Source organism: Candidatus Campbellbacteria bacterium (genome assembly GCA_024653945.1).
GTDB lineage: Bacteria > Patescibacteriota > Minisyncoccia > Phycocordibacterales > EsbW-18 > EsbW-18.
In genome coordinates, this window is record JANLIT010000002.1 from 226,936 (window position 1) to 238,534 (window position 11,599).

At 44.5% G+C, this 11,599-nt stretch carries 12 protein-coding genes; 11 read left to right on the plus strand and 1 reads right to left on the minus strand.

Annotated elements, in window-relative coordinates:
* The first annotated feature begins 184 nt into the window (after positions 1 to 184).
* The 8 genes from NUW02_01685 (at position 185) to rplK (ending at position 6,262) form a co-directional block, all read left to right on the plus strand.
* A complete protein-coding gene (locus tag NUW02_01685) occupies positions 185 to 853 on the plus strand; it encodes a hypothetical protein (GenBank protein MCR4274739.1) in 669 nt (222 codons plus the stop codon).
* Between the two features lie 98 nt (positions 854 to 951).
* Positions 952 to 1,779 carry a bifunctional 5,10-methylenetetrahydrofolate dehydrogenase/5,10-methenyltetrahydrofolate cyclohydrolase gene (locus tag NUW02_01690; protein ID MCR4274740.1) on the plus strand — a complete coding sequence of 276 codons (828 nt, stop codon included), beginning with the start codon at positions 952 to 954 and terminating at the stop codon, positions 1,777 to 1,779.
* 102 nt (positions 1,780 to 1,881) lie between these two features.
* On the plus strand, positions 1,882 to 2,391 hold the full coding sequence (locus tag NUW02_01695) for a hypothetical protein (protein ID MCR4274741.1): 510 nt from the start codon (positions 1,882 to 1,884) through the stop codon (positions 2,389 to 2,391).
* A 119-nt stretch (positions 2,392 to 2,510) separates the two neighbouring features.
* On the plus strand, positions 2,511 to 3,821 hold the full coding sequence (gene secD / locus NUW02_01700; GenBank protein ID MCR4274742.1) for a protein translocase subunit SecD: 1,311 nt from the start codon (positions 2,511 to 2,513) through the stop codon (positions 3,819 to 3,821).
* A gap of 4 nt (positions 3,822 to 3,825) precedes the next feature.
* Entirely contained in the window at positions 3,826 to 4,764 is a 939-nt protein-coding gene (gene secF, locus NUW02_01705; protein ID MCR4274743.1) for a protein translocase subunit SecF, read from the plus strand.
* A 160-nt stretch (positions 4,765 to 4,924) separates the two neighbouring features.
* Positions 4,925 to 5,107: a preprotein translocase subunit SecE gene (gene secE / locus NUW02_01710; protein ID MCR4274744.1), complete on the plus strand. Its 183-nt coding sequence runs from the start codon at positions 4,925 to 4,927 to the stop codon at positions 5,105 to 5,107.
* 44 nt (positions 5,108 to 5,151) lie between these two features.
* On the plus strand, positions 5,152 to 5,709 hold the full coding sequence (gene nusG / locus NUW02_01715) for a transcription termination/antitermination protein NusG (GenBank protein MCR4274745.1): 558 nt from the start codon (positions 5,152 to 5,154) through the stop codon (positions 5,707 to 5,709).
* Positions 5,710 to 5,842: 133 nt separating this feature from the next.
* Complete coding sequence (gene rplK, locus NUW02_01720) at positions 5,843 to 6,262, plus strand: 50S ribosomal protein L11 (protein ID MCR4274746.1); 420 nt, start codon at positions 5,843 to 5,845, stop codon at positions 6,260 to 6,262.
* A gap of 138 nt (positions 6,263 to 6,400) precedes the next feature.
* Here rplK and NUW02_01725 read toward each other — a convergent pair whose 3' ends face one another.
* Positions 6,401 to 7,093 (minus strand): deoxycytidine triphosphate deaminase, encoded by a 693-nt coding sequence (locus tag NUW02_01725; GenBank protein MCR4274747.1) that lies wholly within the window; start codon positions 7,091 to 7,093, stop codon positions 6,401 to 6,403.
* A gap of 96 nt (positions 7,094 to 7,189) precedes the next feature.
* On the opposite strand from NUW02_01725, the gene NUW02_01730 reads away from it, so the two are divergent.
* The 3 genes from NUW02_01730 to NUW02_01740 form a co-directional block, all read left to right on the plus strand.
* A complete protein-coding gene (locus NUW02_01730; GenBank protein MCR4274748.1) occupies positions 7,190 to 8,449 on the plus strand; it encodes a serine hydroxymethyltransferase in 1,260 nt (419 codons plus the stop codon).
* A gap of 181 nt (positions 8,450 to 8,630) precedes the next feature.
* The gene (argS, locus tag NUW02_01735) at positions 8,631 to 10,307 is read left to right on the plus strand and encodes an arginine--tRNA ligase (protein ID MCR4274749.1); all 1,677 of its coding nucleotides are present in this window, start codon (positions 8,631 to 8,633) and stop codon (positions 10,305 to 10,307) included.
* 104 nt (positions 10,308 to 10,411) lie between these two features.
* Positions 10,412 to 11,599 (plus strand): hypothetical protein (locus NUW02_01740; GenBank protein ID MCR4274750.1); only part of this gene is annotated, 1,188 nt, incomplete at its 3' end.

Sequence of the window (11,599 nt, forward strand, 5' to 3'; positions counted from 1 at the left end):
TAATGATGTTATACTATCAGAGTAAGTTCTTTCACAGGAAATTGTCTGCCTGCGCAGGCAGGCGAAATTGACCGCAGTTTTGAGGGTTTTTTCATTCTATAATTCTATAGAATTATAGAATGTTGGAAATGAATTTTCAAAACCGCGGTTAATGGAGACAGCGGCCACAAATAGGAGGCTGACCATGCGCGAAAGCATGCTCGGTCGTATCGTAGTAATGATCGTGACCGTTCCCGCCGAGTGGTTGGGGATGCTCGTCGATCTGCTGGAGAAGCTGCTCGGCAAGGCCGGAGCGGAATGGTTCACTGCCCTCGGGCGTTTCCTCCGCAAGGAGGAGGTCTGGAGCGGTAAGAAGAACCTTCTCCGCTTTCTCTTCACCAGCAAGGTTGCGGGGAGCAAGAAGTTCGTCGCCAAGGATGCGTTCCGGATCAACATGGATCTGGGTCAGCGCACCCGCATCAGCCACCTCGGCGAGAACTTCAAGCGGCAGTTTTTGTCGAAGGTCGAGGAGAATGTGGACGACACAACTCTGTGTCTCCACGAGCTTCTCAAAACCTCACGCGACATTCCCATCGTCGCGGAGCTCGGCAACGAAGAGGGCGTGGAGATTTTCCTCGCCCACTTCTGTGAGGTTCTCGCCGTTAAGCAGGCCGTGGGCAACCTGACGTTGACCGTCAGCTACGTCCGTGACAAGGACGACGTGCTGTGCGCGGTCTTCGGGGAATGGTTAGACAGCGGCTGGATCGTGGAGGCCGACTATCTCGGCAGCCCCGACAGGTGGGGCCAGGGTATTTGCTTCGTCTCCCGCCTGTCTCCTGCATGCGCAGACATGACACAGGCAAGCAATTCCTGAGGAGGTTTGGGCCCGCCCGATGCACACGTTGTTGTGCGGAGGCGGGCCTTTTTCATATTTATTTTACTATCTACTACCTACTACTCGTCTCGTGTTATATGATGTCAGTCATGCTTATCAACGGAAAAGAAATCGCGGAGGATATTTGTTCTCGTGTTCAAAAGATACTTTCAAAAACCAACACACACCTGTCCCTCGGTGTGGTTATGGTAGGAAATGACGTCGTTATGGAGCAGTTTGTGCGTATTAAGAAGCGTGTTGCGGAATCTGTTGGTGTGACGCTTACGGAGCATCGGTTTTCGAAAGAAATAACAACACAGGAACTTGTTCGTGCGGTTCAGGACATCATTACTGAGAGCAATAGCATTATTGTCCAATTACCGCTCCCGCAACATATTGATTTCAAAAAAATACAAAATGTTATTCCCGCGTCGCATGATGTGGATTGTCTTGGCACACAAGCACGAAATGCATTTGAAAGAGGAGATAGTCCACTTCTTCCTCCGGTTGTTGGGGCAATCAAGGAGATTCTTGAACGATACAGCATTGAGGTCGCGGAAAAACATGTTGTCGTTGTTGGAAAAGGAATACTTGTGGGTGAGCCAGTTGCGGTGTGGATGTCGCAGTGGGGAGCGCACGTCGTTTCGTTGGATGACCAAGATGTTGTTGCAGAGCACACACACAAAGCTGACATTATTGTGCTCGGTGCGGGTGCTCCGCACTTTCTAAAACCCGACATGGTAAAAAATGGCGTGGTGATTCTTGATGCAGGCACATCTGAGAGCGGTGGAAAAGTTGTTGGTGATGCAGACCCAACATGTGCCGACAAAGCTTCACTCATGACACCTGTTCCGGGAGGCATTGGGCCGATTGCAGTGGCGATGCTTTTTAAAAACCTTTTAATATGCAGTGGTACTGATGTATGACACATGCTCTTGTGTGGGGGTTACGCAAACTTGTTCTGTGAAGGTTTTTGTGTAACCAACGTTGTTTCTCGGTGTATCTATGTTGTAGAAGAGAACAGTATTGTGTTATTGTCAAATGGTGGTATAATTCTTCTCAGAAGTTCAAACTGGAGGTGGACAATGTCCCCAAAGGAAAAGCTTTTGGTGAAGCATGTCATGGCCCAGGTGGCCCTTGAGTTCTCGCGAGGTCCGGGCGAGGAGCCTCTGGACATCAGTGGTTTTTCGATTCCACCGCCCGCTCCGAAGTTACCAGAGGTTATTACTCTGGTGGACAAAACGAAGCTCAAGCCAAAGACGGATGCAGACATGCTTGCCGACTTGGCCGCAATTGAGGAGAAAAGCCGACGACGGGCACAAGAAAAGATATCGGCTGGCGAGCGGTTTGTTCTGAAAGAGAAGGAGCCAGATCTTCGGGCTGAAATCATTACCTGGGCTAACAACCAAGGGATGAGTATTAGGACCGCCCAGTCCCACTCTCCGCAGATTGCAAAGGATTTGCGGAAAATCGGATGGAAATCTTTGACTGAAGCACAAGTCAGACAAATGATTTCCACCATGATTCACCAACGATAACCAGACAACGTGTCTGAGGGGGCCTCTGCGGAGGTCCCTTTTCTTTTTACTCGAAAAGTGTATACTCGCTGATGTTTATGACTTCGGCGGAACAAAATAAAACTTCCAATTCTACCGGAATGAGGTACCGAATAGGTTCGGTTGTCATTCTTATAGTCGCCATTCTGGTCGGCTATTTTGTGTATTCGAGTGAGCAGAGTCCAAATCAGCGTTTTCATTTTAAAGCTGGTCTTGATTTGGCGGGTGGAACACTTCTTACCTACAGTGCGGATGTGTCAGGTGTGCCAGTAAGTGATGTCGGAGATGCGATGAATTCACTTCGTGATGTGATTGAACGTCGTGTAAACATTTTTGGTGTTTCAGAGCCAGTGGTGCAAGTTGAAGAAGCGCGTATTGCTGACGGAAAAGAACAACGTCTCATCGTGGAGCTTCCGGGTGTAACTGATATTGACGAAGCAATCAAACAGCTCGGTAAAACACCACTTCTCGAATTTAAGTTGGCACAAGACATCCAAGTTACAAACGGTACAACCACGCTAACAGGATATGTTGCTACGGGACTCACCGGGCGTTTTCTGAAAAGTGCGCAATTGCAATTTAGTCAGGGTAGCAGTCAGGGTCTCATTCAAGAGCCGATTGTTGCGCTTACATTTAACGACGAAGGAACAACACTTTTTGCTGATATTACTTCTAAACACCTCGGTGAACGACTTGCTATTTTTCTTGATGATGAAATGAAGGGTGATCCAACTATTCAGGCAACCATTACTGATGGAAAAGCAATCATCACTGGCCTGACCGCTGATGAGGCAAAGGAAATGGCACGTAATCTTAGTTTCGGTGCACTTCCTGTTCCAATTACATTGGTCGGTGCTGATTCAATTGGTCCAACACTTGGTGAGCAAGTGTCTCGTGCTGGTATGCTCGCGGGCCTCTGGGGCTTCATCGTTATCTCTCTTTTCATGATTCTCTGGTACCGACTTCCTGGTGTTGTTGCGACATTCTCTCTTGCGATATACGCAGCACTCGTGTTGGCACTCTTTAAACTCATTCCAATTACACTGACTGCTCCTGGTATTGCTGGTTTTGTGTTGTCGGTTGGTATGGCTGTTGATGCTAACATTCTTGTATTTGAACGAATCAAAGAAGAAATTAAGGCTGGCAAAGAAATGCGTGATGCCATTACTGATGGATTTGCCCGTGCATGGTTCTCAATTCGTGACGCCAACTTCACCGGCATTTTGACAGCAATTGTTTTGTTCTATACAACGACAAGTCTTGTTAAGGGTTTTGCCCTCACACTCCTTCTTGGTATCGCCGTTTCAATGTTCACTGCGCTTTCAATCACACGAACGTTCCTTGAGGCAATTGCTCCAAATAAAGTAACGCCGATGGTCAGGTTCTTATTCGGTTCAGGCCTTTCAAAATAATTGTATGTTTGTTATTCGTCACAAAGCAATTTTCTTTCTCATCTCCGGCGCACTCGTCGTTGCTTCGTTGGTGATGCTTGCGGTGTGGGGTCTTAATCCTGGTGTTGATTTTTCTGGTGGTTCAATTGTGCAAGTGGGATACTCAACAAGCACGCGTCCGTCTGTAGATACCGTGAAGGCGATGGTTGAGGAAGCTGGTTTTAATGATGTTACTGTACGCGAATCAGGTGATAGTAGCTTGACCATTCGTACACAAATGCTCGTTGATGCAAATCGCACCACTCTTACAAATCTTTTGACGGGGACATCAACAACAGGAACAACGACCGCAGTGACAGGTGTGATTGAGCGCTTGAGTTCTGTTGGACCAACGGTTGGTGAGGAGCTCCGACGTAAAACACTTATCGCAATTTCGCTCGTCATACTCATCATTATTTTGTATGTCGCATTTGTATTTCGTAAGGTTTCAAAACCGATTTCATCATGGATGTACGGATTAGTTGCCATCCTCACACTTCTTCACGACATCATTATTCCAACAGGAGCATTCGTTCTTCTCGGACACCTCAATGGACTTGAGGCAGACACGCTTTTTGTTGTGGCACTTTTGACTATTCTTGGTGTCTCGGTGAGTGACACCATCGTTGTGTTTGATCGTATCCGTGAAAATCTGCGTTTGAATGGTGAGTCAAGGGTCAAGGAACCTTTTGACGAAACGGTAGGGAAGAGTTTGCAACAGACATACGTTCGTTCGTTCAACACATCGTTCTCAATTATTCTTGTGTTGCTTATCCTTTTCTTCCTCGGTGGTCCAACGATTCACAGCTTCATGCTCACCCTTCTCGTAGGGCAAATTGCTGGTACATACTCTTCAATCTTCATTGCAAGTCCACTTTTGGTGGTTATTGCCAACCGAAAGCTTGAAAAAGAGGCTCGACACTAAGCAGATAAGCAACATTGACTCCTTTTCAGAAGGGGTGTAATATGCTCAATACAAAGGCCCCGCGAGGGGTTTTTAATTACCAGAAACACGAAACATGTAGCACGTATCTTGTAGCAAAAAGTATTGTTACATGTTGTGAGTTACATGTTACATCATACCTATGTCACGTTTCATTCAATATCTTAAAGACACAAAGACAGAGCTCAAACATGTAAGTTGGCCAACGCGCAACCAAGCAATTGCATTTACGATTGTGGTGGTTGCTATTTCAATTTTTACTGCAGCATATCTTGGCGCACTTGATGCACTCTTTACTTTTTTGGTCCAGAAATTTCTTATCTAGTTCGTCCAACTCAAATACATTTTTAGCTTTTTCAACACAACACTATGAATCAACAAAAAGTTCAAAAACAACACGACCAAGGACGCAACTGGTATGCCATTCACACGTACGCTGGATACGAAGACGCCGTGGTGCGCAATTTAAAACAGCGCGTTGAATCTCTTGGTATGGAAGATAAAATTTTTAACGTACTTGTTCCCACTGAGAAAAAAATAAAAGTGAAACGTGGAAAACGTGTTGAAGAAGAAGAAAAAGTATACCCAGGATACATCCTTGTGGACATGATAGTGACGGATGATTCATGGTACGTGGTTCGCAACACTCCCCGTGTAACAGGATTTGTTGGCTCAGGTGTGCAACCAGTTCCACTCAAGCAAGATGAAATTGATGAACTCTTTGGTCGCATGAAGGCAGACATGCCAATGCACATGATTGATTTTGAACAAGATGACCGGCTTATTATTATTGATGGTCCGTTCAAGGATTTTGAAGGACGTGTATCTGAGGTTGACCGTCAGCGCGGAAAGGTAAAGATTCTTGTGTCTATGTTTGGGCGAGAAACGCCAGTAGAGCTCGATTTTTTACAAGTAAAAAAAATCTAGCCCAAATTCAAGGTTCAAAGCACAAAGCTCAAAAAACTTGAAAAAAGCCCAAAAATACTGTAATATTCTCTCGTTACGCTTTCGGTTTTATCTCTAGATTCAAGCTTCACGAGTCTAGAAACCTAATTAGTATATGGCCAAAAAAGTACTTAAAACACTCAAATTACAGATTGCCGGAGGTGCAGCAACACCTGCGCCACCACTTGGACCTGCACTTGGTCAAGCTGGAGTGAATATTGGTGACTTTGTTACCAAGTTCAATGCAGCAACACAAACCATGCGAGGCGAAACAGTTTCCGTTGTGCTGACTGTTTTTGAAGACAGAAGTTATACATTTGTTCTCAAAAGTCCTCCAGCTTCAAGTTTGCTTATTAAAGCAGCGGGAGTAGAGAAAGGTTCAGGAAATCCTCTCAAGCCAGTTGGTTCAGTGACGAAAGCGCAGGTTCGCGAAATTGCAGAGCGCAAAATGGCAGACCTCAACGCACACGATATTGACGCAGCAATGAAAATTATTGAAGGAAGTGCTCGCTCAATGGGGATTGAAGTGAAGTAATTCTCACTTCAATCTGCCGGAGGTTGTCGAGTTGGAGAAAAGGTATCAATATACCTTTTCTCGGCCCGCACGACTTTTCAACAGAAAAGTACGTGTGGGTTGAAGTGAAATAGAAAAATTTTTCTAACAAAAAAGCGCCTAGTGGCGCTTTTTTGGTTTTCGTATTTCGCGATCAAGATACATTTTTGGAATCATCTGCTCTGGCTTCCAAGACTTTTTTAATTTTGAGAGAAGTTTTGAACCTTGATACTTTCCGTCGGACGTGTAGTCTCTGTGTCTTTTGAGTATCGGTCCAGTTTCAAAGAAAATAATTTGTGCAACACGTCGTCCGACGACGAGGGGAATGGAGTAGTGCGTTGAGTTATTGGTAATTTCCATCGTCCAACGGTTGATATATCCAACATCACCCCAGCCTGCACATTTACACACCTCGATAAAATTTCGTCCCAACGATGATCTAGCTTTCATCATTGTTGTTATCGTCTCCCGTCCCCCAATGAACTCGTTTGTGTGTGCGAGAATCGTTTCACCAGGACTAAGAAGAATTACCTTATCATCTGGCGAGATGCCATCAAATTCAAATTTATAATGTTTGAACAATTCTCGAGCAGTGATTGCTCGGAGTGGTTTTTTACCCCACACCCGCTCTGTGTGTTTCTTGTCATACACATTGTAAATGGTCTGAAAGTGCTGTGGTGGTTGCTCTGCATAAAACCACTCACCAAGGGTTACGTCATAGCTTGACGTAGAAAGATTTTCTGGGATAAAAGGGTCAATGACAATTTTATCCTTTTTCATTTCCTCCAGTATTCGTTTGTTTGAAAGTGCCATGAAGACAGTATATACGGCTACTAGGAAAAGAAAATCCCCACCGCAGCAATCACAGCGCCCAGTGAAGGTATCACTGTGGTACACTTTCTGACGAATATGTCATTCATCGAAAAACAAGATGCAGAGGTATACCGAATTCTTCAAGGGGAAGAAAAACGTCAAGCGGAAGGACTTGAGCTTATTCCATCTGAAAATTATGTCTCTCTTGCTGTTTGTGAGGCACTCGCATCAGTAATGACGAATAAGTATTCAGAAGGATATCCAGGCAAACGATATTACGGAGGACAAAAATTTACAGATGAAATAGAAACGTTGGCGATTGAGCGCGCAAAAAAATTATTTGGTGCGAAATTTGCGAATGTGCAACCACTTTCAGGTGCACCGGCAAACATCGCAACCTACTTTGCACTACTTGAACCCGGAGACATGATTTTGGGAATGGATTTGTCACACGGCGGACATCTGACACATGGTCATCCTGTAACGGCAATTACAAAAATATTTCGTTTTGTCCATTACAAAATGAAAAATATTGAAACAGGCGAAATTGATTACGATGCATTACGGGCCACTGCCTTAAAAGAAAAACCAAAAATACTTCTTGCAGGATATTCTGCATACCCCCGCGAACTTGATTATGAAAAATTTGTTTCTATTGCTCGAGAAGTTGGTGCAATTACGGTGATGGATGTTGCACATATTGCGGGATTGATTGCAGGTAAGGTGGTGAAGAATCCGTTTGATTTTGGATTTGATGTTATGACGACAACGACACACAAGACACTGCGTGGTCCGCGTGGTGGAATGATTTTGACACGGGACAATGAAGAGTTTGCAAAAAAAATAGACAAGATGATATTTCCAGGTTTTCAAGGTGGTCCGCATATGAATGTGATTGCAGCAAAAGCAGTTGCGTTTGGTGAAGCATTGTCACCAAAGTTTGCAGAGTATTCTCAACAGATTTTAAAAAACGCAGAAGTAATGGCTGATGTTTTTTTGAAAGAGGATGTTCGTTTGATTACCGGCGGAACATCCAATCATCTCGTTCTTGCTGATGTGTTCGGCTCATGTGGTGTAACAGGGGATGAAGCACAGCGCGCACTTGATGAGGTTGGTATTACAGTAAACAAAAATGTGATTGCCGATGATACACGCAAACCCCTTGACCCGTCGGGGATTCGATTCGGAACTCCAGCAATCACCACGCGCAACTTCAAAGAAAAGGAATGTCGATTTGTTGCAGAGAGAATGGTGGCTGTGTTAAAAAACCACACGAATTCTGACCTTAAAGAAAAAATACACAAGGAAATATGTGACCTCGCAGGACGTCTTCCTGTTCCAGGCTCTTTCATATAACTCTCCACTCGCCTGCTTGCGGCAAAGAACACACGTCCGTTTCTACTGAAACGGCGTTCCCGCTCGGCCCATCGGCCTGCGCAAGTTTCTTTGGCGCAACAGGCTCACTTCGTACTTGACCCGTCACACGTGACGGGTCAATGGGGAAGCAGATATACTATTTTTTGTGTACACTAGGGGAATGGAAGGAGTTATTAAGAAATTGATACAAGAAACAGTTTTGGCGCTAGGATTGCCAGAAGTTCCTTTTGTTATTGAGCGTCCTGCTGAAATGTCACATGGAGACTATGCGTGCAACGTGGCACTGGTACTTGGAAAAAATGTTGGAAAAAACCCACACGATATTGCAAAAGAAATTCTTGGAAAACTTTTGGAGCAAAAAATAGAAGGAATTGAAAAAATAGAAATTGCCGGCCCAGGTTTCATTAATTTCACACTCTCGCGTGATTTTTTTGCACATGAAATAAAAACTATTGTGGAGCGGGGAAGTGAGTATGGAAAAAACACAGAACTATCTGGAAAGACAATCATGGTTGAATACACGCAACCAAATCCGTTTAAACCGTTCCACATTGGACACCTGATGAGCAATACCATCGGGGAAACACTCACGCATATTTTAGAGAATGCTGGTGCAAAAGTTATTCGTGCAAATTACCAAGGTGATGTTGGGTTACACGTCGCAAAAGCGTTGTGGGGAATTATGAAACAAAACGTTGATCCGACGGATGTGTCAGCGGTTGGTCGTGCGTATGCGTATGGACACGAACAATACGAAACAAATGAAAGTGCACAAAAAGAAATTGTTGAAATAAATAAAAAAGTATACGACAAAGATGCGTCTGTTTGGGATGTGTATCAAAAAGGAAGAGAGGCATCTCTCGCTGCATTTGAAAAAATTTATACAACACTCGGTACGAAATTTGATGAGTATTTTTTTGAAAGTCAGACCGTCGACATTGGACGAAAACTTGTTGAGGAAGGTTTGGAAAAAGGTATTTTTGAAAAAAGTAATGATGCAATTATTTTTCGCGGAGAAAAATATGGACTACATACACGAGTGTTCATAACCAAAGAAGGTGTACTCACCTACGAAGCAAAAGAACTTGGACTTGCTGTTTTGAAAATGGAGCGTTGTGCGTTTGATGAGAGTATTACCATCACCGCCATTGAGCAGGAGCAATACTTTACTGTTGTGTTTAAAGCCCTTGAAGTACTTCGTCCTGAACTGGCAGGGAAATTCAAACATATTCACCACGGTATGATGGTGTTAACGACAGGAAAAATGTCATCACGAAGTGGAAATGTGATTACGGGAGAGTCATTACTCGGTGACATGATTACTCGTGCGCTAGAAAAAGTGAGTGAGCGTGGAACTGAAAATCCTGAAGATATTGCTCGTGCAGTTGCCGTTTCAGCAATTAAGTACATGGTATTGAAACAGGGAACTGAAAAAAACATCACCTTTGATCCAGAGCGCTCACTCTCATTTGAAGGTGATTCTGGACCATATTTGCAGTACACGCTTGTGCGTGCGAAGTCCATTTTGGAGAAGGCGCAGGAAGAAAATATCACCGCATCAGATGAAGGAAACCTTCCCGAACTCTCTGATTTTGAGCGTCTTCTTGTACGATTTCCTGAAAAAGTCCTTATAGCACTTCACGAATACGCTCCCCAGTATATTTCGCAGTATCTAACCGAGCTTTCGGGTGTGTTTAATGCGTGGTATGCACAGGAGAAAATTGTTGATACACAAAACCCCCACGCACCCTATAAAATCGCCCTCACACGAGCACTTTCTATGGTTCTTGAAAATGGCTTAAAAATCCTTGGTATTCCAACTCCTGAGAGAATGTAGAAGCTGTAAAAATATCCACAAAGACAATAGGTTTTTAGTAAGCCGTTGCCTATACTTATGGGTAACTCTTTTGTGTATCTTTAGACAAAAGAGGGGTGGTACAAATGCTGAAAAGACGCCACACAAAAACCGCGAGAAGCCGTTCATTTCTACGGCGGATACTTTTTGTAGTACTGCTGGTTATTTTGCTTGTCTCCTTTGTTCAGATACAAGCTGCGGGGGTGCCGACAATACTGGGTTATCAAGGTCGTCTGACCAACGGGAGTGGGGATCTGCTTGGGGGAGCGGGAACAACCTACTATTTTAAATTTTCAATCTGGAACGCAGCATCAGGTGGTTCACAGGTGTGGCCTCTCACCGCACCACTTTCCGTTCCGGCGAATGTGTATCAAGGAGTGTTTAATGTGAACATCGGAGACACCGTTGCCGGATATCCCGATGCACTTAATTACGATTTCAATACCGAAGACGATGTCTATTTGGAAGTTAAGGTTTCTTCCGATGATGTCTTGTTTCAAACACTTTCTCCTCGTCAACGAATTAGTTCCTCGGCATTTGCAGAACTTGCTGGTCGTGTGAGCGGAACAGGACAATCATCATTTGGAACAACGACGCCAATTCAGAATACAGTTGTTAGTATTGAGGCAACATCAAGCACCGCGGTTCCTCTTTCAATTCGTGCTCGTTCTGGCCAATCAGCAAACATTTTAAATATCCAAAATAGTGCTGGAACCGGGTTAGTGTTTGTAAATGCAACAGGAGGATTCTTTGCATCATCAACACTTCAAGTTTCCGAAGCAGTACGTCTGTATTCGTCTGTACGAATTGATGGTGCTCTCACACTTTCCTCAACCACGGCGACTTCAAGTATTGCCGGAACACTTTCACTTATTGGACGCCTCGCTGATTCATCAGGAACAGGAGGAAGTTCTGGGTATGTTTTGCAATCAACAGGAACTGGGGTTCAGTGGGTTGCGACATCTTCGCTTGGAATCATTGGCGCTTCTGATGGTTCATTTTCAACAACAAGTGCGGACTACTATATTTCTGCATCCTCAACCATTGCACACGCTTCAGGTGTGACGTCAGGAAATGTGTTGCAATGGAATGGTAGTGTGTGGATATCAGTAGCAACATCAACACTTGGAATAACTGGTGGTGGTGCAGCTGATGGACAATTCTCCACGACCTCCGCCGACTACTGGCAAACAGTTCGCAACTTCTTCTCAACCACGAGTGCAGACTATCTCGCCACCCAACGAAACTTCTTCAGTACGTCATCAGCAAACGCC

Coding starts and splice junctions, on each gene's coding strand:
- NUW02_01685 (MCR4274739.1), top strand. CDS start 185: ATGCGCGAAAGCATGCTCGGTCGTATCGTAGTAATGATCGTGACCGTT.
- NUW02_01690 (MCR4274740.1), top strand. CDS start 952: ATGATGTCAGTCATGCTTATCAACGGAAAAGAAATCGCGGAGGATATT.
- secD (MCR4274742.1), top strand. CDS start 2,511: ATGAGGTACCGAATAGGTTCGGTTGTCATTCTTATAGTCGCCATTCTG.
- secF (MCR4274743.1), top strand. CDS start 3,826: ATGTTTGTTATTCGTCACAAAGCAATTTTCTTTCTCATCTCCGGCGCA.
- secE (MCR4274744.1), top strand. CDS start 4,925: ATGTCACGTTTCATTCAATATCTTAAAGACACAAAGACAGAGCTCAAA.
- nusG (MCR4274745.1), top strand. CDS start 5,152: ATGAATCAACAAAAAGTTCAAAAACAACACGACCAAGGACGCAACTGG.
- rplK (MCR4274746.1), top strand. CDS start 5,843: ATGGCCAAAAAAGTACTTAAAACACTCAAATTACAGATTGCCGGAGGT.
- NUW02_01725 (MCR4274747.1), bottom strand. CDS start 7,093: ATGGCACTTTCAAACAAACGAATACTGGAGGAAATGAAAAAGGATAAA.
- NUW02_01730 (MCR4274748.1), top strand. CDS start 7,190: ATGTCATTCATCGAAAAACAAGATGCAGAGGTATACCGAATTCTTCAA.
- argS (MCR4274749.1), top strand. CDS start 8,631: ATGGAAGGAGTTATTAAGAAATTGATACAAGAAACAGTTTTGGCGCTA.